Below are 20,346 nucleotides of genomic sequence, written 5' to 3' on the forward strand. Positions count from 1 at the left end.
GAAAAATTCCCGAATGAAATGCGCTTCAAAAACTCACGGACTTGCGTGAAATTCGTCGAATGTCGCGGCCGACTGATCGCGTGCACCCTGCCTTATGAAATCATCAAGCTTGTCGGCGCTCAGCGGAGGGCTGATGCTATAGCCTTGCAGGCGGTCGCAGCCCTCCTGCTGGAGCCAAGCCGCCTGTTGCCGCGTCTCGACACCCTCCGCCGTCACCCGCATGCCCAGGCCATGTGCAAGGCCGATGACGGAGCGCACAATGGCCTGGCTTTTGCCGTCCTGCAAAAGATCCCTGATGAAATAGCGATCGATCTTGATCGTATCGAAGGGGAAATTCTTGAGGTAGCTGAGCGAGGAATATTCGGTGCCGAAATCATCGAGGGAAATCTGAATGCCGAGCACGTTCAGCGTGTTCAGCGTGTCGAGATTGTTGATGGTCCGCTCCAGAAGCACGCCTTCGGTGATTTCCAGCTCCAGGCGTTCGGCTGGAAATCCGACGATATCGAGCGTTTGAGAAACGCGATCGGTGAGGCCCGGTGTCAGGAACTCCGCCGGAGAAAGATTGACGGCAAGCGTATAGTGCTCCGGCCATGCCAAGGCCTCGCGGCAGGCTTCCTCCAGCATCCACTGGCCGATTTCACGCATCAGACCATCGGCTTCGGCCATTGGAATGAAAGCCGCCGGCGGAATGACCCCGAGGGTCGGGTGCCGCCAGCGTAGGAGCGCCTCGAAGCCGACCACATTGGACGGAGGCTCCACCAGCGGCTGGTATTCGATGAAGAACTCATCGCGCTGTAGTGCCACGCGCAGGCTGCGCCGCAGCAGCTCCCTTTGTTCGACCACGATCAGCATGGCCGGATCGAACGTCCGCGCCCGCCGCCGCCCTTCCTTCTTAGCGGCATAAAGGGCGACATCGGCAGCCTTCATCAGCTGTTCTCCCTCGTTGCCGTCGCGCGGCGCGATTGCGATCCCCACGCTGACGCCGACGAAGAGAGAGATGCCGTTGACCGTGAACGGCTTTTTGAATTCGGCCACCAGCGCGTCTGCCAACCGTTCCGCCTCCAGGGCCCGCTGCGGACCGATCTGGATGATGGCGAATTCATCGCCAGCGAGACGGTAGGCCGTTCCGCCGCGGCCGAGTGCTTTCGTAATCCTCTCGGCGGCGAGTTTCAGTACGATATCGCCGGCTCCGTGGCCAAGTGTGTCGTTGACGGGCTTGAAATCATCGAGGTCGAGCTGCATCAGCGCCGGCCCAACCTTGCCGGTAACCGGAAGCAGTTGCGTCAGAGCCGCGCTGAATTGGCGGCGATTGGGCAGTCCGGTGAGGACATCGTGCGTTGCCTGATGGATGAGCTGTGCTTTTTCATTGTCTTCGGACGATGGGCTTTCATGTGCTCCATTGGTTTCGACGATCAGAAGCCCCACTCGAATACGGGAGGCGAGCAAGCGGCGCTTTCCCTGCGTCGGATCGTCGAACTGGATCGTGCAAGGTTCGCCTGTGTCTATGACTTTATTAATAAGCTCGGCAAGCGTCGGCTTCGCAAGCGCGGGATAGGCTTCCCACAAGGATACCTCGCTCCGGGGCGCAAGACCGATATGCTCTTTGAATCGCTTCGAGCAATCGAGTAGTTTGAAATCCAGATCCCAAAGCGAGACCGTCGCCTCTAAACCGTTGTCGGATTCGGACCCGTAGAGAGTTTGCTGCGACCGATCCACTCGGTTCTCGGGCATATGGCCTCGTCCTCCCCAAGCCGGCCGCGCAAAATCCGGGCATTGTGCAGTTTGAACTGGTCCGTTGGCATCGGAGCACGCCTATCAATGATCGCAATCTCATCGAGCGTACGCGCGCAAGTGATAACTTACCAGAAGGCGGCAGCCGCTTTAAGCGAATATATTACGAGACCTTCATATTTAGCAATGATTGCTAAGACATATGCAGTTTAAACTGACTGCCACGACCTCGTTTGTTTCATTTTGAATGCACTGAGATTGTATTGTCGCGGTAGAGGCATTGCAGTGGTTGTGGTGCGTATCGGATGGTCCGATTACAAGATCGTTGATTCGCAGACATGAGTGCCGTTAAAGCGGCCTCCCTGATGATCGTCCCGACTTATGCCATACGCCCGTGACGCAGATCAGGTCGCAATGCATTGATGCCCATTTGGGATGAGGCGGCGGCGGAGATTGCCTCATCAAGCGGTTTGGTGTAGGGCCTAGACCTTCAATATCCGCGGACGATCGCCCTGCTGCGGTGTTGCTCCCAGAGAATGCCAGCCTCTTATTCATAGTGATTGTCCATCAACTGCGCTCCATCATCGGGCACATATCGAAGCATCATGGTTAAACAGACAAAGCCCTTTATCATCGAAGTCAAAACCTCCCGCCGGATGAAAGCAAGATCGGCTGAATCATCGAGATCCATCTGGGGAGAGCTTGCCGCCGATCTCAAGCAGACCTTGGCTTTGCAGCAGGAGATACAAGCAGGTTCGCCCGTGGATGAGGCCCAGCACAAGGAGGGCGCGGAGCGCCTGGATATTGATTCCGCGGCTCTGATGGAGCGCGATGAAGCGATAGCGCCGCAGCCCAGCTCTCAGCTTCTTGAAAAATGGCTGGCAAGGAAGGCGGAAAGGCCGAAGGCCGGCTCACAGGATGTGGTTGAAACATTCCTTGCGCGGCTTGATCAGCAAAAGATGCTGCTCGCAGAGTTTCAGTCGGACCCCGATGGTTTCAAGCGCTGGCGCTCGGCATGGTTTCGCAAGGTAGCCAACGGCTTCGGCGTCAGCATCGGCCACGATCTGATCGATGCCGGCGGTGGTCTGCGATATGTCGTCGTCGATACGCTCGAAGATATCTCTTGTTTTCTCGACGACCTCCGTCACCATGCGAGAACCGACCTCGATTTTCGACGGGCGCTGGATGCCAACCGAAGACAGCGTGCCGCTCGCCTGTCCTCAAGGGCATTGTGATATATTTCGCGATGCGGCTGGAAAAAGCAAAGGCCTGACGCGCGAGAGGCGGCTCGCGGCGCAATCCGGCAGGCGGCCCACGGGCTCAAGCGCTTTTCCGGAGGTGACAATGAAGCGGTAGAGCATCATGCTGCTTCTATTATGTTTTTCATGCGCACCTTCCATCGAAGATGGAACGAAATGTCGTTTGCGATGTTCCCCACTGAAATTTGCTGGTGACGCCCCCTTGGGAGGACATCGTGCCTGACCTGACCGACACTATGCCAATAGACGCGGACTGGCTGGATATCGCTCTCCGTCTGCTGCTGGTCGTTGCAGCCGGAGGGCTGATCGGGATTAATCGGGAAATGGGTGGTCATGCCGCCGGGTTTCGCACGACGATCCTGGTCGGGCTCGCCGCATGCCTGTCGATGATCCAGGCCAATCTGCTTCTATCCACTCTGGGCAAGACGTCGCAATCATTCGCTTCGATGGATGTGCTGCGCTTTCCGCTCGGCGTGCTGACGGGTGTCGGCTTCATCGGGGGTGGGGCCATTCTCAAGCGGGGCGACCTGATCACCGGCGTAACGACGGCGGCGACCTTGTGGATCATGACGGCAGTCGGCCTGTGCATCGGCGGCGGTCAAGTGATCGTGGGTTCCGCCGGGGCCATTATCGCCTTTATCGTGCTATCGCCTTTCAAACAGTTCGACAGGCTGATGCCACGCAAGCAGAAGGCGCGCCTCGTGATCGAATTGCCTCGCGATGCAGGCGTTGCGATCGCCGATGCGCAAGCAGCGCTGGAACCGCTCGGATATGCTTTCTCCTTCATCGGCTGCAGGACAGGACCGAGCGACGCGACAACGCATATTTCCTACGAGGTGCGATGGCGGCAGGCGGGGCCGGATGGCGGTGGTGCGCAATTGCTTGCGTCCGTTGAGGAACATTACAGGGTGGTATCCTTCGAAATGCTGACGACAGGGGCGTGACGCAAGCTCTGAGACCGGAACATTCCGGAGCGGCAAAGGTTAAGCCCTCATCGAACAGGGAGAAAACCATGGCTAGAATCAGCGATAGGACAAACGCAAGGGGTTCTCCGCATGGTGGCGATACGCGCACCGTGCAGGCACTCGACCAGGCAGCCGGTGGGTCCGGGGATATCGAGTCCGAACAGCGGGCAGAAGAAGCCTCGCCAATAGAGCTACGTCCCGAAAATGGTACCGACGATGCGCGCTGCGAAGATTCGGCTACGCGTGATCTATTGCGCAGGCAGATGGCCGAAGACATTTCCGGCAAAATCTCGGACGTGAGGGCAGCTTCCGGATCAGAAGAGATCAACGGAGGTACACGACCCGAACCCCCTTACGCATCGACGCCGGAGAGAACAGACGTTGAAATACGAACGGAAATCGAGAGCAGGCTGAAAGCCGATCAACTGCTCGACGAGACCAGTATCTTCGTGACCGTCAGTCACGGGCGCGTCGTTATTGAAGGTTCCGTTGAAAATCACGAGGCCAAGCAGCGTGCGGAAGCGCTATCCCGGCAGGCCGGCGGCATTATCGGGCACGACAGCAACCTTGCCGTCCGCAAATCGCAGCGGGCGTAAGGCATTTCAGATGCGGATGCTATTGCTCGTCATCTTCGGCCTCATGGTCGCGTCCGTTCTGGCGATTCTCGTCATCAAGCCGTTTACGTCAAGCGACGGCCGAGATAGCGGCGCCGTTAAGAACGGCCCCATCGAGCAGCCAGAACCCAAACCCTGACGGATCAGTCTCATTTGCCCGGCTGTTGATTGTCCTGCTGTTCTGTGTTGCCAGGCTTGATGACGGGAGTGTTGCCCACCTGCGGCGCGGGCTTTTCCATCTTGCTGTCGCCGACTGACGGCGGTTTCAGCACACCGCCACAGTCGGACAGTTTCCGGCTGGGATTATGCGTAGCCGGCGGCGTCTGTTCGCCTTGCGCCTGCTGGCCATCAGTCTGCCGGTTGGTTTCTCCCGCTTTGCAGCGATCATCGTTCGATTGCTGCGCGACGGCAAAATTCCAGGACATGGCAGCCGTTACCGTTGCGATCAACAGCAGGCGGCCGCTTTCAGTCAGGTCCCAACCGTTCCACTGGCGCGGTCGACCAGCCCTCAGGCGAGCGCGCGCCGACAGGGTCGACAATTTCTGCGGCGTCACCGCGTTGACGGTATTCATGGGCATTGTTCACCCTCCGTAAATGTTGGAGGGGCTGCAGATCGGATGGATAGGAAGCTCGACTGCCGTTTCGTTGGCTATGGAGAGAAAGCGGAAAAATCTCCATATTCTTCAGCACCATCGAGTCCGCTTGGCACGATCTGCAACCTTATTGGGCTAACGCTGGGCTCTCCCTGTTGTTCCGCTTCGACCCAATTCCTTGGCGCCCCTCTGGAACCATCGCCGGGTGTTTTGGTTAGGTCGATATGAAATTTGCAATAGATGGAGGCTTGCTATGACGTTCGACGAACAGAAGAAGCCCCGGGAACAGACGAAACCACTATCCGCGACGGAAGCCCGGCAGGGCGTGCGGGGAACACATCTGTTCACCGTGCTGGTGACAGCGCTGGTTCTCGCGGCCATCGTATGGGCTGGCGTGGAAATCTGGGGTCGCTATATCGAGCCAGGCACACCTCAGAATCCGTCGCCGACGATCAGCTCCTCCAGCGGGCAGCCGCAGGCTGGTACGATAGACAATACGCCACCCGCCGGCCAAACGGCCCAGCCAGCTCCTACCGATCGCACGGAAAACAATCAGCAGGGCACGAAGAGCACGCCGGCCCAGCCGAACCGTGACGGAACGCAGAATTAGGGGCGGCTTTTGAATTGCGGATGAAATCGCAGGTCAATGAGTCCGTCGGGAGGTCAGCTCCTGGCGCATCTGATTGTTGGCCTTATCCAGCAAAAAAGCGGACGTCTATTATCCGGCGCGCCGGGCGCCGGACTGCGTTTTTCCCTCGGGTTCCTGACCGTCGCCGTCGGGCTGGTGCTTCGCGGGGGCTTTTCTGAATCTTGCGAGTATTTCTTCGCCATCTGCCGATGCGCGCGTTCTCTCCATGATCTCGCGTTCCTTCGCTGCCTGCTCCCAATGATGCTGGCTGCAGCCCCAAGGGCGCCCGGCCGCTTCCCAAATCGCATAGGCCCGTCTGCTGATCCACTCGAACCGTTCATCCGCCATCTTTTCCTCCTTCGTGGATGTTCTAAACAACTGGGGCGAGCGATGGTTCCATGGGGGAACAATAGTGATTCTGATGTGTTCCACCTTAGATTCAGAGGTTCACAGGCTCATGAATCTGCGATGATAAAAGGAGGATCGAATGGCTTTGACATTGATCAGCAAGGCCTTTGCCGAGGGTACGCCCATACCGCGCAAATATGTCCTGGAAGGGGAAAATATATTCCCGCCTCTTGCCTGGGGCGGCGCGCCGGAGAAAACCCAAAGCTTCGCGCTGATCGTCGAGGATCCGGATGCGCCGAGCGGAACATTCCGTCACTGTGGTATCGCCAATATCCCCGCGCAATGGACTGGCCTGGTTGAAAGTCTAGACACGATGCAGGAACAGGCGCTGCGTTTCTACAGGAACGATTTCGGCAATGCCCGCTATGATGGTCCACGACCGCCTGCGGGCGATCCGCCCCATCGGTATATTTTCCGGCTTGCCGCGCTTGATGTACCGAGGGTGACCCTTCCTGAGGCCGCTGGCGCAGAAGCCATGTGGCAGAAGGTGAAGAAACACACGCTTGCAGAAGCAAGCCTTACCGGCAACTACCAAGCGTAAGTCGCGCCTTGTAAGCGGACACGATCGGCGGCGGCAAATTTCAACCTAATCCAAAGGAGATGTTATCATGCCAGCAAAGTCGAAATCACAGCAAATGGCTGCCGGTGCGGCACTCGCCGCCAAACGCGGCGAAAGAAAGAAGAGCGAACTGAAGGGGGCGTCGAAGAGCATGGTCGACTCCATGAGCGAGAAGGAGCTTCGCGGCATGGCCTCCACAAAGCAAAAGGGAAAGCCGGAACACGCGTCCAAATCGTAAGGTTTGGCCGCTGCACGGCGGTGTTCTCGGCTTGTTGTCGAAGTCAGGCCAGTTCTATCGTTTCCGCCGCGAGTCGCGAACTTCCGGCATATCCTCGCCGTGCTGCCGGACGTAATCGTGATGCGTGACGAGCTTTGCCTTCAGGCCATTCACATCGTCGGGCATGTCAGCCTCAAATGAAGAGTGTCGACCACCGTAAGTTCGCGCGCTTCAGTCCAGAGGCAACCGGGCATAGGGCCGCATGCCATCCTTATCGACATGGCTCCGCGGCGTGGTACTTCCGTAGCTGCCCGTTCGGGAGGGCTGCGCGCTTCCGCGTGGCGTCAGATCTCCATCACATCTTCGAATGCTTCGGGGAAGCTTTCGCGCGCCACTTTCTCGTTGATGACGAGCATGGCTTCATAGGAGAGCGGATCGAAATCCTTGTTTGCGGGTAGCACCTCGCGCCCGAAGAGCAGGTTGAGCCGAGCAGCGTCGAGATTGCCGCGCTCGAAAGGTTCTGCTCCGAAATAGTGCCAGAGCGCATGCAGGAATGCGGCGTCGATCCGGTGTTCCTGCGTTCCCGGCCGCGCGCGGCGTGGCAGTTTCTTGATCGGCGTCACGCCCTTGGGGTTTGCGCGGCGAATGGTGAATTGCACGCCTGTACCCGGCATGCCGGAAGGAAAGCCGCGATGTTTCGTCATGTCGGGAAGCTTGCCCATGGCTGCTGCTCCTCTCCTGTTAAGCAATCGGGTATTGCCTTTTCCGATGTCAGGCAAGCCGATGCGGTGGAGAAGGCCGTGTGGGCATCTACTCTGTCGTGATTTCCCTTTGCCAGTCAATTGCGGGGACGAGGCTTTCGTTATGCCGAAGGGGCGCCATTTGGTTCGACCTCCCAAGGAGAAGATTACCGCTCGCGAGTAACTGGAGCCACTTGTGGATAAGAGTCGTGCACCGAAAAGTTCGGTTCCACGTCAACCAAATGATACATCAGCGCGGCGAGCGCGACAAAAAAGACAGTGCCTAGAATGAAACGAAGGAATGTCGGCCACAGGTAAACCATGATGATCGGTGCCAGACGCGCCAACATGAAAAGCCAATCGATAAGCGTGGGCGTCTTCTGCTTGTACATGATGTTTCATGTTTCCCTTGAGGGGCTTCCGATGTCGTTCCTCACTCCCTCGGAGGCCCATGCCTGCTGAGGGTTCCTTTCGTGTCGACAGTGGCAACCGCATCAACAAAAACGGCGATTGATCGCTGTCAGTGTCGGAAGACAACATGAACACCGTGCAGGTTTCGTGGAGACGAAATGCAGGCTTGGTGGATCGATTCTGGATGGTCGTCAGCTCTGACATTCGTTTTACTTTTACGTAAGCTTCATTAAGCTCTCCAATTAATATGCTATTCGCGGAGGGGGAAACGAATGAGCAGTCATGCTGATGTGGTGATCGTTGGAACAGGCCTGTCAGGCCTTGTTGCGGCTTGCGAGCTGCTAGAGCGCGGGAAACGGGTGATCCTTGTCGATCAGGAGCCTCGGGCAAGTCTCGGCGGACAGGCCTTCTGGTCGCTTGGCGGGCTGTTCATGATCGATACGCCGGAACAACGGCGGATGCGCATTCGCGACAGTCTCGATCTCGCCCGTCAGGATTGGTTGGGCGCTGCGGCCTTCGACCGACCGGAGGACTTCTGGCCGCGTGCCTGGGCAGAGGCCTACCTCAATTTCGCCGCCGGCGAGATGCGCAGCTGGCTGCATGGGCTTGGCATGCGCTGGTTTCCGATTGTCGGCTGGGCAGAACGCGGCGGAGGCCTTGCCGACGGGCACGGCAATTCCGTGCCGCGCTTCCATGTCACCTGGGGTACGGGTCCTGGCGTTCTCGATCCATTCGTAAAAAGGGTTTTGGCGGCGGAGAAGGACGGCAAGATCGAGCTCTTGTTCCGGCGGCGCGTGACACGATTGGTCGGTGATGAAGACGGCATTTTCGGCGTGGAGGGCGAGATCCTCGCCGAGGACAATATCCGCCGCGGTCAGCAATCGAACCGTGATGTTGTCGGCGACTTCCGCATCGAGGGCGCCGTGATCGTGGCAAGCGGCGGCATCGGCGGCAATCCGGAACTGGTTCGCCGCGCCTGGCCCGTCGAACGCCTTGGCGCACCCCCGGAGCGGATGCTGAGCGGCGTGCCCCATCACGTGGATGGCTTGATGATCAGTCATGCCGAGGCAGCCGGCGCGCGGCCGATCAACGGCGACCGCATGTGGCACTATACCGAAGGCATTGCCAACTGGGACCCGATCTGGCCGAACCACGGCATTCGCATCCTGCCGGGGCCGTCCTCGCTCTGGTTCGACGCCAATGGCAATCGCATGCCGGCACCTTGCCTGCCGGGCTTCGACAGCCTTGCGACGCTGCAGCACATCTGCAAGCTCGGGCATAGCTACAGCTGGTTCGTGACCACGCAGAAAATCGTCAAGAAGGAATTTGCCCTTTCAGGCTCCGAGCAGAACCCGGATCTTACCGGGCGCGATATCGGGCTTCTTCTGCGCAGCCGCCTTGGGCGATCGGCGCCTCCGCCGGTGGAAGCCTTCAAGGCGATGGGCAGGGATTTCGTCGTTGCCGAAACGCTGGAAGAGCTGGTGGCCGGCATGAACCGTATCGGCGATCGTCCGCTCGATCTTGCCCATCTGCGCAGGCAGATCGAAGCCCGCGACCGCGAATTGGATAACCCCTTTGCCAAGGATGCCCAGATCGTCGCCTTGCGACAGGCGCGCGGCTATCTCGGTGATCGCTTCATGCGCACGGCCCCTCCGCATCGCATATTGGATGCGAAGGCAGGTCCATTGATCGCCGTGCGCCTCCATATTCTGACGCGGAAATCTCTTGGCGGTCTCGAAACCGATCTGAATAGCCAGGCGCTCGGGCGGAGCGGCGCACTCATCCCGGGATTGTATGTCTGCGGCGAGGCCGCAGGCTTCGGCGGCGGCGGATATCACGGCAACAATGCGTTGGAGGGCACATTCCTGGGAGGATGTATCTTTTCCGGCCGCAATGCGGGGCGGGCGGCATAAGCCGGTCGAAATGGGCGCGGTTTTAGGGGAGGGTGTCCGACGACACTGCGAGGGCATGCAGTCTCGTCGGACGCTGCGGTAGTCGGCTCGGGGGTGGCATCCAAGCCGATAGTGAATATCATATCAGCTACCAGAGGTTTATTTAACCTGCCCGAATGGATGGCTGGAGGCTTCGGTGGGCGGGGAGGGTCCGGCAACTGATGCTGCAGCGGCGGGATCATTCATGCCTCGTATTCGTTTGCGTAGCCTCATGGCCGGCCTATTTTCGCCGGTGGCGCGTCCGCAGAAGGTATAGAAGCATCCTGGCCCGTTCGAAATAGCCGGGTGGCGAAGGCGCGTTACTGTCACCACACGATGGAGCCTGACGATACTCGCCGCCGGAACCAGTCGGTACGGCATCGCCGGCAATCCTATACCCTGCAGGATCCTGTCGTTCGGACGTGAGATGACGCATGTCGGCAAACGCCCCGGGATATGGCGTGGCCATCTCGTCTGGCCGGGCGGTATGGCTTTTGAGAATAGGGAAAGCCCACCCCGTGAGTGCCAAAGCGCCGATAAAAATAGGAACGGGAAAAGCATAGCGGAGCAACATCGGGGAATCCAGATTGTTGCTAAGCCACTAGAAGCCGAAGATTGCGTCGGCATTACAAATGCTCGACCGGACCGAGCTACACGGGCAAGGGGATCGCAACTTCATTCATCCCGAAGCAATAATCGGTTGCGATCCCGGATTAGCCTCTACGCGATGTCAGGCCGGGCATCAGGCGGTGTCATTCTTGCCGAACCAGAAGTCGAGTTCGCGTATGCGGCGTTTGTCATAGGGCTGCTCCGGCGATTTGATCTGCCAGCTGTCATCATTGGCAAGACCGGTCCACTTGGGCGCGCCGCCCTGTTTCTGAACGGATTGCCGCCAGCGATACTGGGCATAGATTTCCATGATCTTGCCGGCATATTGGCTGGCGAGATCGCCGTTGCCGGTGATGATCACCAGGTTCTCGTCGTTCACGCCGCTCGCCTTCGGGCCCATATTGTGGGAGCCGGTCATGACGACGGGATTGGGACCATATGGATCGACGATGACCACCTTGCTGTGGACCATGGCATGGGCCGTTGGCAGCTTCAGAACTTCCTTCTGCCAATAGGCAAACCGGCCGGGGATAGCGGCGGGCAGCACGACGTCGGCATTGGCATCGATCCTCTCGCCTCTGTTGAACAGCACGACAGGGTTCTTTGCTGTGCCGGGATTCTGGTTGACCACGCCCTGAATGTAGAGATCGGGTTTGAACGAAGGGCTCGACGGCGAGGCAAGCTCGATGATGTCGTTGAGAAGCGTGCCGCGAGGCCCGGGATTGAACATGGCGAACAGGATGCCCTGCTGGGCACCGCGGATCAGCTCGCTTGCCTGTTCGAGATCAAGCCCTTCGCGCATGGGCGTGAACCAGACCGTCGTATTCTTGGCCTTGGGCGTTGTTCTGGGCCCGGCATTGCTTTGATAGAGGGCGGGCGGCGATTCATTGCCGTCGGCGGCAAGTGTCTTCCACTGGTCGAGATAGAATTGCGCGACGGCCGGGTTATCGATCAGAAGCGCATTGTTCGCCTGCGTGCAAAGGCCGGTCATCGTCCAGTTCGTGCTGCCGGTCCATACGGCCTGCGGCGATTTGTCGGCGTCGCAGATGACCAGGAATTTATTGTGCGCCAGCGCCCGCGGCGCGCTCATGCGATCCCTGACGTCGCAGGAAGATAGGTCGGACCGGGCATCTTCGTTTTCGTCCTCTCCCTTTTTCTTGACGCTGCCATTGCCAAGCACGATATGAGCGCGTTTCTTGAAGCCCTGCAGCAGGGGAATAAGCTCCGGATCATCCAGCTCGAACAGGGCCGCATAGATATGCCCGCCGCTCGCCCGAGCATCATTGAGGAGCGATACAAGCTTGTCGCGGATCGGCCCTGCAAGGAACTGGCGGATCGGGTCCTCGGGGTTGGCAATCGCCTTCTTGAGCTTGGTGGTGGGAGCCTCTTCGGGCAATAGGCGTGCAAGCCACTGGCTGGCGACGATGCCGCGATTGAAATAGCAGCTGACATGGCCGCTCGTTTCGGCCCCGATCTGCATGGCCTCGCTCCAGTCCGATACGTGATCGGCCGATTCCTGCAACGCCGTCTCGGGTCCGATCATGGCGGAGACCCGGTAGGCGACGATATCGCCCGGATTGACGGCGAAATCGGACCAGAGATATTTCTGAATCGGCCATTCCGTCGTCGGCTTGCGCGTGCCTTCCTCTACGGCCGGCCCGTCGGCGAAGCCGACCCAGCTTGCGACGATCTCCTCATGATAGCCATCGGCGTCGACATCGGAGACCGTGTTGGGGCTTTGCGGGCTTCCAGCCGCCCGCTTGATCTTCCGCCGCAGGGCAAAGCCACGGCACTGGTCGATGAAGTCGCTGCGCCAGGCGATAAGAGCACTATCGACACCGGGATGCACGATCAGATTTATGTTCATTATCCCTCTCCCTGGATGGTTGCTTCTGTTCCTCTTACTGCGGCGTATCGGATTTGCGCCGATACCTGACCGCGAAGCCTTAATCGGGCGCGTCTGGTGGTTTGGCCGGTTGAGTGGCTCTATCCTACTTTGCGTCACGGCCGTGACGGTCTCATGAATTGCTCTGGGCATCTTAAGGACGGCGCAATGCCATCCTGATTTAGCAGTCTTTGGAGCAGCTGTGAAATTCGCGATCCATAGTCGCCTATGAAAATTCCACTCGAAGTCGAAATGTGATCTTGCGTCTCGAAGCAAGTGTGGCAAGACTTCTGGGACCCCCTTGCGCCGGCGCGGCGCGGCGCGAAAAATTTCGGCAGACTGTATGAAAGCACCCAAAAGAATCGGCATTCTGGACGTCGCCCGGTTGGCCGGCGTGTCGGCTACGACCGTATCGCGCGTCCTGAATGGTCAGGTCGACAGCCGCATCCGCCTGGAGACGCAGGATCGTGTCAGGGAGGCGGCGAGCAGCCTCGGCTACGTTGTCAACCGTCTTGCAACATCGCTGAGAACACATAGGACCGGTGTATTCGGGGCGATCGTCAACAGCCTGTCGGGTCATTATCAACCGCATCTGACAAGCCGTCTTCAGGCTGTGGCGCAGCGTCGGGGTGTGGAACTCCTGGTCGCGCAAGCCAAGACGGAGGCCGGCGAAATCGCCGGCCAGCTGCGCTTGTTTCAACAGGATTTCTTCGACGGCGTCATCATGGTGAGCGACCTTCCTGGCCAGCAGGCGCTTTGCGATCACCTTGATCTCATAGGTAAGGCGCATGTGACGCTCGGTGCGGGGCTGACGGGTCCGCTTCCTGCGGTTCTAACCGATGATCGGCTTGGCATTAGACTGCTGCTTGATCACCTTGTGAAGCTCGGCCACCGCCGCATTTCCTTCGTCTACCGCGTCAGTCGTAGCGCGCTTCGCGATCGGATGTCGATTTTCCAGGACTTTGTTGCCGCCAGCGCCGACCTGGTCGCCGGTGATATCATTTCCTTTGAGAGGGGCGAGCACGACCGCACGCTCTTTGCCGGCCTGCTGCAATCGCCGGAACGCCCGACGGCTCTGATCTGCGGCAGTGACGGCCTTGCCATCGAGGTTGTCGCCTTCCTGCGCGATCTCGGCCTGCAGATCCCCGCAGATATTTCCGTCGTCGGCTATGACAACGTGCCCGATACCGCCTATTGGGCTCCGCCGCTGACGACGGTCGCGCAGCCGACGGATGCGCTATGCGAAGCCTCGCTCGATCTTCTGGTTGAGCTTTCGAACCTTCCGATGGACGCACGCGTTGCAAAGCGTCCGATGCGGTTCGTCACCCCCGAACTTGTCATACGTGCGTCATCGAGCTCGCCTAGCTTGCGGCCACTTTCCCTTGCGTAAAAGAAAAGACGATCTTGAGCGCAAGTGGTCGTATTTCATATGCGCAAACGTTTGTGCAGCGATTTATAAATTGCTTTAACAGGAAAGTGTGTGCCGATGTCCGATTATCTGCCCAGCGGCTTCAACAGCCCGGTTACCCGCCGCACAACCCTTCTGATGGGAGCCGCGGCCGGCCTCAGCGCTTTTGTCCCGGCGTTGTCGGCCTCGGCCGATGCCGGCACCGACAAGAGGCCTGAACTGCGCATCGCCGTTCAGATGAATCCGGTGTCGCAGGAGCCCGTCGATGCCGCCAGCAACGTCGCCTTCCGCAATAACTTTTCCATCCACGAGACAGTGCTTGCGCTCGACATGCGCGGCGACTTCTCGGTGAAGCCCAATCTCGCGACGTCCTGGACCTGGATTTCGCCGACCGTACTCGAAATGAAGCTGCGCCCTGGCGTGATCTTCCATGACGGCCGCGAGATGACCGCCGAGGACGTCGCCTTCTCCTTCGGGCCTGAGCGGCTCCTGAATAAGGACGCACCGGGTTATCCGACCTATCGCACCAATTTCACCAGTCTCGACCATGTCGAAGTGGTCGATCCGCTGACGGTCCGCTTCGTCACCAAGTTCCAGGACCCGATCTTCCTGCAGCGCCTTGCATCTTACGCGGCCGTGGTCATCAGCAAGGATGCCTGGCAGAAGAATGGCGGTAACTGGACGATCTGGCGGCAGAAGCCGGTCGGCGCCGGCCCCTATAAGGTCGAAAGCTATACAGCCAATGAGAGCGTCGTTCTCGCCGCGCACGATCAGGCCTATCGCGGCAAACCGGCCGCCAAGCGCGTGACCTTGCGCATCGTGCCGGAGGTTTCCTCGCGCATCGCCGGTCTGCTGGCCGGCGACTACGACATTGCGACGGACCTGCCGCCGGATCAGCTCTCGGTCGTCACAGCGAGCACCGATCACGAAATCGTCGGCGGCCCGGTGCCGAACAACCGCATCCTGTTCTTCGACAAGAACAATCCGGCGCTGAAGGACCCGCGCGTTCGCCAGGCACTCATCCTCGCCATCGATCGCCAGGCGATCGTCGACACGATCTGGAACGGTCGCACCAGGGTGCCGAACGGCCTGCAGTTCGAGCTCTACGGTCCGGTCTATCTCAAGGATTATCCTGCCTACAAATATGATCCGGACCAGGCCATGCAGCTCCTGAAGGATGCCGGCTATAATGGCGAGGAAATCGAGATCCGCTCGCAGAACAATTATTACACAGCGGAAAACCCGGTCACGCAGGCCGTTGTTGCCATGTGGCAGGCTGTCGGCGTCAATGCCAAGATGAAGTTCGTGGAATCAGGCAAACTGTTTGAGGCCTCGTCGACCCGCGCGACCGGCAACTGGTCGAGCACTGGCCAGGTACCGGACCCCTATATCTCCTTCTTCACGCAGTTCAGCTCGGCAGGTAATCTGAGCTCGTTCAAGATCTGGCAGAATGCCGATTTCGATGCCCTCGGCGCCAAGATGGAACAGGCCGTCGATCCGACCGACCGCGCCAAGATATTCCGCGACATGCTGCATCTGATCGAGTGGGAAGATCCGGGCGAGACTGTCCTCCATCAGAACGCTGTCTTCTTCGGCATTCGCAAGGGCATCAAGTGGCAGCCTCTGCCGGCCTTCCAGATGGATCTCGGCGCCGGCAGCCTTTCTTTCGAAGAGCAGAAGAGCTGAGCCGCTTCGCGATGGGCGTTCCCGTTCTTTCCATCGACAATCTGAGTGTCTCGTTCAGAACGGGCACCGGGCTGTTTCATCCGGTCAACAATGTGTCTTTCGACCTTGCCCAGGGCGAAATCCTCGGCATCGTCGGCGAGAGCGGATCGGGAAAGAGCCTCACCTGCCTGGCGCTTGCCGGTCTTCTCGGGCCGAGCGCCAGCGCGACGGGCTATATCTCCTTTCAGGATGCGATGTATGACGCAGCCGAGCTCGGCCCGCGGTCGCGGGTAAAGCTGCCGCCCATTGGGCTGATCTTTCAGGAGCCCGTCTCCTGCCTCGATCCGGTCCGCACGATCGGCTCACAGATCGCCGAGGCGGCTGTCAGCGCCGGCATGTCCGCAAAGGAAGCCAGGGACGAAGCGCTTCGGCTTCTGGCGGAGGTCGCGATTCCCCAGCCGGAGACGCGCTGCAATGCCTATCCCGCGCAATTTTCCGGCGGCATGTGCCAACGCGTTATGATTGCCACGGCGCTTGCCATGCAGCCGCGATTGATCATTGCCGACGAGCCGACCACGGCGCTTGATGTGACCGTGCAGGCGCAGGTCATCGCTCTCCTGGTCAAGGCAGTGCGAGAGCGCGGGATTCCAATGATCTTCATCAGCCACGATCTCGATCTCGTCGCCGAAGTCTGCGACCGCATCGCAGTCATGTACGCGGGGTCGCTGGTCGAGATCAACCGCACCGACGATCTCTACGATAATCCGCGCCATCCCTATACAAGGCTGCTGCTGGAGGCCATGCCCGGACGCGGCAGGCCGCTGGAAAGGCTTGCGGACATTCCCGGCGAGCTGAAGCTGCATGACGACCCGCCGCAGGCCTGCGCCTTTGCGCCCCGTTGTCCGCGTGCAGAGACGAATTGCGCGACAATGGTCCCGCCATTGATTGCGGGTACGGCAGCGCTTGCCTGCTTCAATCCGTGGAGTTCCCATGATGCCTGAGAAGCAAATCGCCTCCGATGCAAAGGAGGCTGGCGTCGCACTCGCGGCCCGTGATCTGCAATTTTCTTATGCGCCCGGCTTTTCCCTTTGGCCAGGACGGACCAAGGGGTTTCATGCGATCAAGGATGTGAGCCTGGAATTGAGACCCGGCGAAACACTCGGTCTCGTCGGCGAGTCCGGTTGCGGCAAGTCCACGCTTGCCTCGCTGCTCTGCGGCGATCGTATGCCAACCTCAGGCGAAATCACGTTGTTCGATCAGCCCTTCAAAAGCCTGATGAAGCCGAACCGGCGCGGGCTGGCAAAACATCTGCAGGTTATTTCGCAGGATACGATGGGCGCGCTCGATCCGCGCCGGAGCGTCGGTCATCAGATGGTGGAGACGCTCACGATTCACGGCATCGGCTATCCGGCAAGCAGGCTCGATCGGGCGGCGGAAGTTTTCAAGGCTGTCAGTCTGCCGGTTTCCGCCTTGCAGAAATTTCCCCATCAGCTCTCCGGCGGCCAGCGCCAGCGCGTCGCCATCGCCCGTGCCCTCGTGGTCGAACCGCAAATTCTGCTTTGCGACGAGCCAGTCTCGGCGCTCGACGTTTCCGTGCAGGCGCAGGTACTCAACCTCCTGCTCGAATTGCAGCGGGCACGCGGTCTGTCGCTGCTCTTCATCAGCCATGACGTGCGGGTGGTTCGGCATGTCTCGCACCGCGTCGCGATCATGGAGGCGGGACAGATCGTTGAAACCGGTTCCACGGAGGACGTCTTCGCAAACCCGGCCCATCCCTATACCGCAAAACTCCTCGCCGCCGTCCCCCGCGGACGGCGGAGCCGGGTACCGCAGGCGGCGGACGTGCTCGAAACGCTCTGAAGGAACAGGCAATGCTTCAATCCATCCTGCGGGCGTTTCTAAGGGCGCTCGTGACGCTATTCTTGGCTATGACCTTCACCTTCGTCATCCTGCGCGTTAGCGGCGACCCGCTGCATTCTCTGTTGCCCATCGAGACGCCGCCGGAAGTGGTGGCGCTGATGCGGCAGCAATGGGGTCTCGATCAGCCGCTCTACATCCAGTATTTCGCCTATCTCGGCCACCTGCTGCGCGGCGATTTCGGCACGTCGCTGCTGAATGGGCAGGATGCCCTGACGCTGGTTCTGTCGAAAGTCCCGGCCACGCTGGAGTTAATGGGCGCCGCGCTGATATTGGCGTTCGGCGCCGGTGTGCCCTTCGGCATTCTGGCTGCACGCAACCGCGGCGGCCTGATCGACCGCTTTGTCATGGCGCTTGCGGTGCTGATGCATTCGCTGCCGAATTTTCTGATCGCCATCCTACTCATCCAGCTTTTCGCCGTCTCCCTGCGGATCTTGCCGAGCGGCGGGGGATCGACGATGGCGCATCTCGTCATGCCCGTTCTGGTCATTGGCCTTTACAATGCCGGCATTATCGCCCGCTTCGTCCGCTCGAGCGTGCTGGAAGTGCTGGGCCAGCGCTTCATATTGGCAGCGCGCGCCAAGCGCATCGGCGAAAGTGCTCTTCTGTGGCGGCATATCATGCCGAACGCAGCCCTGCCGCTTCTGACCATGCTGGGTTTTCTCGTTGGCGGCATGATCGGCGGCGCCGCCGTGGTCGAGAGCGTCTACGCCTGGCCCGGCGTCGGCCGCTTTCTCGTCTCCTCCGTCGCCCAGCGTGATCTGAACATCGTGCAGACCATCGTGCTGCTCATCACGGCGACGATGGTGACGGCCAATCTCATGATCGATTGTCTCTACATTCTCGCCGATCCGCGTCTGCGGCATCGCGCATCGGCCTGATTGGCCGCTCGAAAGGTAAAAGCCATGGCGAATGCAGCGACGGGTGCCGATGCTCTCCCTAAGAAAAGATCGGAGCGAGCACTTCTGCCCCGCCTCCGGTTCGATTTGATGACGGCCATTTGCGCCATTGTGCTCGTGACCTTCATCATGGTCGCGATCTTTGCCAATGTGCTTGCGCCTCATGGGTTTGCACAGATCGATCTTCATGCCCGCAAGGCGCCGCCGATCCTGTTCGGCGGCTCCTTCAAGCATATTCTCGGCACCGACGAGCTTGGTCGCGATATTCTGAGCCGCATCTTCTATGGCTTGCGCACCAGCCTGCTGATCGCGCTCGGCGCTTCGGCGATCAGCCTGACGCTTGGTACCGTGCTTGGCCTACTTGCCGCTTTCGGCCGTGGATTTGCCGATATGCTGATCCGTGTCGCCGTCGATTTTCAGGCATCGATGCCGTTCCTCATCATCGCGCTCGCCGTCCTCGCCTTCTTTGGCGACAATCTCTGGCTGTTCATGGCATTGCTCGGCCTCTACGGCTGGGAGCGCTACGCGCGGCTGGTGCGGGCCATGGCAGGGCTGGAGTTGGAGCGGGGCTATGTCGCGGCGCTGAGACGAAATGGTGCAGGAACAGCGCGCATCGCCTTCCTGCACGTGCTGCCCAATATCCTCTCCGTCGTCCTCGTCAATCTGACCATCGTCCTGCCGGAAATCCTGCTGCAGGAATCGGCCCTGAGCTTTCTCGGCCTTGGCATCCAGCCGCCGCTCGTCAGCCTCGGCAGCATGGTCGGTTCAGGCCGCGACTATGTGATGACAGAATGGTGGATCGCGATCCTGCCGGGCATCGTGATCTTCATCCTGTCGCTGTCGATTAGCCTGATCGGCGACTACCTGCGCGACGTTCTCGACCCGACACTTCACTAGGTTGCCCCGTAAAGAACCGACTCCAAGGAGACTTGCATTGCCTTTGCCCCTTAACGCCGCTCGTCATGGTTCGCTCCGTATTGCCGCTCATCGCGGCTTCAGCCGACGCTTCCCGGAAAACACTATTCTCGCCTTCCAGGAGGGTGTGAACGCAGGCGCCAACGAGTGCGAAATCGATCTTATGCTGACGCGCGACGATCAGATCGTCGTGATGCACGACAGAACCCTTAATCGCACGACCAACGGCTTCGGCTTTGTTGCCGATCACGATCTTCAGCACATTCTTTCCCTTGATGCCGGCGCGAAATTCGATCCCCGGTTCGCCGGAACCCGCGTGCCGACGCTTGCTGATACGCTTCTGTGGGCCAAGCAAACGGATACCCGTCTCGCAATCGAGATGAAGGAGCCCGAGCGCGCTGAGCGCCTCATCGATCTCATGATCGGCACGCTGCGGGAGCTCGACGCGTTCGACCATGTCGCCATATCCTCCTTTGATCATATCGATCTGTTGCGCGTGAAGGAATTCGAGCCGCGCCTGCAGACGGAAGCGATCCTCCACCATCGCCCGGTGGACATCGTCGCCTCGATGCGCGCCGGCGGCATTGACGGCGTTTCGCTGGAACTGAACCGTTTTCATCGCACTGACGCTGAAGCGCTGCAGGAGTCCGGCATTGCCGTGCGTCTGAGCCTGCCGCTGCCGGAAAAGCTTGCCCTGTTCTGGCAGGGTGGCCGCGACCTGCTTCCCATGATCCGCAGCTGCATTCGGGATCGGCTGGTCGATGCCCTTATCGGCGACGATGTGGATTTCCTCCGCATGCTGGGCGCGAGCGCCTGAGAAGAGGGCATCAAAGGACGGCTATCGTCGCAGGGCGGATAGTCCTCTATTGCTTCCTGATCCGGCATATCACGGTGGCATTCCCCGTTTGGGCTTTTTTGTTAGGGTCTATGCAGGTCAACGCACCCGGCTCGCAATCCTCCCGGAATTCGTAGGGTCGTAGGGGCCTTGCGCG

Annotated in this window: 21 protein-coding genes; 15 read left to right on the plus strand and 6 right to left on the minus strand. The window is 59.6% G+C overall.

What is annotated here, in order from left to right:
- Nucleotides 1-33 precede the first annotated feature (33 nt).
- Nucleotides 34-1,731: an EAL domain-containing protein gene (locus tag FHT73_RS12350; RefSeq protein WP_183711935.1), complete on the minus strand. Its 1,698-nt coding sequence runs from the start codon at nucleotides 1,729-1,731 to the stop codon at nucleotides 34-36.
- Between the two features lie 560 nt (nucleotides 1,732-2,291).
- On the opposite strand from FHT73_RS12350, the gene FHT73_RS12355 reads away from it, so the two are divergent.
- From FHT73_RS12355 to FHT73_RS12370, 4 genes are all read left to right on the plus strand, one after another.
- Complete coding sequence (locus FHT73_RS12355; protein WP_246778825.1) at nucleotides 2,292-2,966, plus strand: hypothetical protein; 675 nt, start codon at nucleotides 2,292-2,294, stop codon at nucleotides 2,964-2,966.
- A 239-nt stretch (nucleotides 2,967-3,205) separates the two neighbouring features.
- Entirely contained in the window at nucleotides 3,206-3,934 is a 729-nt protein-coding gene (locus FHT73_RS12360; RefSeq protein WP_112611174.1) for an MgtC/SapB family protein, read from the plus strand.
- Between the two features lie 131 nt (nucleotides 3,935-4,065).
- Nucleotides 4,066-4,551, plus strand: coding sequence for a BON domain-containing protein (locus tag FHT73_RS12365; RefSeq protein WP_348648135.1), 486 nt, complete (start codon nucleotides 4,066-4,068; stop codon nucleotides 4,549-4,551).
- A gap of 10 nt (nucleotides 4,552-4,561) precedes the next feature.
- Nucleotides 4,562-4,708 carry a hypothetical protein gene (locus FHT73_RS12370; RefSeq protein WP_165915298.1) on the plus strand — a complete coding sequence of 49 codons (147 nt, stop codon included), beginning with the start codon at nucleotides 4,562-4,564 and terminating at the stop codon, nucleotides 4,706-4,708.
- 10 nt (nucleotides 4,709-4,718) lie between these two features.
- Here the strand turns inward: FHT73_RS12370 and FHT73_RS12375 are convergent, their stop codons facing one another.
- Nucleotides 4,719-5,147, minus strand: a complete 429-nt coding sequence (locus FHT73_RS12375) for a hypothetical protein (RefSeq protein WP_348648136.1) — start codon at nucleotides 5,145-5,147, stop codon at nucleotides 4,719-4,721.
- A 268-nt stretch (nucleotides 5,148-5,415) separates the two neighbouring features.
- Between FHT73_RS12375 and FHT73_RS12380 the strand changes: the two genes are divergently transcribed.
- Nucleotides 5,416-5,772, plus strand: coding sequence for a hypothetical protein (locus FHT73_RS12380; RefSeq protein ID WP_112611178.1), 357 nt, complete (start codon nucleotides 5,416-5,418; stop codon nucleotides 5,770-5,772).
- A 108-nt stretch (nucleotides 5,773-5,880) separates the two neighbouring features.
- On the opposite strand, the gene FHT73_RS12385 is transcribed toward FHT73_RS12380, so the two are convergent.
- Entirely contained in the window at nucleotides 5,881-6,138 is a 258-nt protein-coding gene (locus FHT73_RS12385; protein ID WP_112611180.1) for a DUF2934 domain-containing protein, read from the minus strand.
- A 139-nt stretch (nucleotides 6,139-6,277) separates the two neighbouring features.
- On the opposite strand from FHT73_RS12385, the gene FHT73_RS12390 reads away from it, so the two are divergent.
- A complete protein-coding gene (locus FHT73_RS12390; RefSeq protein ID WP_183711939.1) occupies nucleotides 6,278-6,739 on the plus strand; it encodes a YbhB/YbcL family Raf kinase inhibitor-like protein in 462 nt (153 codons plus the stop codon).
- A 67-nt stretch (nucleotides 6,740-6,806) separates the two neighbouring features.
- Nucleotides 6,807-6,995 (plus strand): DUF3008 family protein, encoded by a 189-nt coding sequence (locus FHT73_RS12395; RefSeq protein WP_183711941.1) that lies wholly within the window; start codon nucleotides 6,807-6,809, stop codon nucleotides 6,993-6,995.
- Nucleotides 6,996-7,318: 323 nt separating this feature from the next.
- Here FHT73_RS12395 and FHT73_RS12400 read toward each other — a convergent pair whose 3' ends face one another.
- Both FHT73_RS12400 and FHT73_RS12405 read right to left on the minus strand, forming a co-directional pair.
- Nucleotides 7,319-7,696, minus strand: coding sequence for a hypothetical protein (locus FHT73_RS12400; protein WP_112611184.1), 378 nt, complete (start codon nucleotides 7,694-7,696; stop codon nucleotides 7,319-7,321).
- Between the two features lie 185 nt (nucleotides 7,697-7,881).
- Nucleotides 7,882-8,106 (minus strand): hypothetical protein, encoded by a 225-nt coding sequence (locus FHT73_RS12405; protein WP_112611186.1) that lies wholly within the window; start codon nucleotides 8,104-8,106, stop codon nucleotides 7,882-7,884.
- Nucleotides 8,107-8,397: 291 nt separating this feature from the next.
- Between FHT73_RS12405 and FHT73_RS12410 the strand changes: the two genes are divergently transcribed.
- A complete protein-coding gene (locus FHT73_RS12410; RefSeq protein WP_112611188.1) occupies nucleotides 8,398-10,038 on the plus strand; it encodes an FAD-binding dehydrogenase in 1,641 nt (546 codons plus the stop codon).
- Nucleotides 10,039-10,798: 760 nt separating this feature from the next.
- Here the strand turns inward: FHT73_RS12410 and FHT73_RS12415 are convergent.
- Nucleotides 10,799-12,532, minus strand: a complete 1,734-nt coding sequence (locus FHT73_RS12415; RefSeq protein WP_112611190.1) for a phospholipase D-like domain-containing protein — start codon at nucleotides 12,530-12,532, stop codon at nucleotides 10,799-10,801.
- Between the two features lie 361 nt (nucleotides 12,533-12,893).
- On the opposite strand from FHT73_RS12415, the gene FHT73_RS12420 reads away from it, so the two are divergent.
- From FHT73_RS12420 to FHT73_RS12450, 7 genes are all read left to right on the plus strand, one after another.
- On the plus strand, nucleotides 12,894-13,940 hold the full coding sequence (locus FHT73_RS12420) for a LacI family DNA-binding transcriptional regulator (protein ID WP_183711943.1): 1,047 nt from the start codon (nucleotides 12,894-12,896) through the stop codon (nucleotides 13,938-13,940).
- A 96-nt stretch (nucleotides 13,941-14,036) separates the two neighbouring features.
- Nucleotides 14,037-15,644 carry an ABC transporter substrate-binding protein gene (locus FHT73_RS12425; RefSeq protein WP_183711945.1) on the plus strand — a complete coding sequence of 536 codons (1,608 nt, stop codon included), beginning with the start codon at nucleotides 14,037-14,039 and terminating at the stop codon, nucleotides 15,642-15,644.
- Between the two features lie 11 nt (nucleotides 15,645-15,655).
- Entirely contained in the window at nucleotides 15,656-16,624 is a 969-nt protein-coding gene (locus tag FHT73_RS12430) for an ABC transporter ATP-binding protein (RefSeq protein ID WP_183711947.1), read from the plus strand.
- The gene (locus FHT73_RS12435) at nucleotides 16,617-17,483 is read left to right on the plus strand and encodes an ATP-binding cassette domain-containing protein (protein ID WP_112611230.1); all 867 of its coding nucleotides are present in this window, start codon (nucleotides 16,617-16,619) and stop codon (nucleotides 17,481-17,483) included. The genes FHT73_RS12430 and FHT73_RS12435 overlap by 8 nt, the downstream gene beginning before the upstream one ends.
- 11 nt (nucleotides 17,484-17,494) lie before the next feature.
- Nucleotides 17,495-18,421 (plus strand): ABC transporter permease, encoded by a 927-nt coding sequence (locus FHT73_RS12440; RefSeq protein WP_112411044.1) that lies wholly within the window; start codon nucleotides 17,495-17,497, stop codon nucleotides 18,419-18,421.
- A gap of 108 nt (nucleotides 18,422-18,529) precedes the next feature.
- Nucleotides 18,530-19,336: an ABC transporter permease gene (locus FHT73_RS12445; RefSeq protein WP_246712101.1), complete on the plus strand. Its 807-nt coding sequence runs from the start codon at nucleotides 18,530-18,532 to the stop codon at nucleotides 19,334-19,336.
- A gap of 37 nt (nucleotides 19,337-19,373) precedes the next feature.
- Entirely contained in the window at nucleotides 19,374-20,171 is a 798-nt protein-coding gene (locus FHT73_RS12450; protein WP_183711951.1) for a glycerophosphodiester phosphodiesterase family protein, read from the plus strand.
- Nucleotides 20,172-20,346 lie beyond the last annotated feature (175 nt).

The sequence above is a fragment of the Rhizobium sp. BK098 genome, from assembly GCF_014193155.1.
In the GTDB taxonomy this organism is placed as follows: domain Bacteria; phylum Pseudomonadota; class Alphaproteobacteria; order Rhizobiales; family Rhizobiaceae; genus Rhizobium.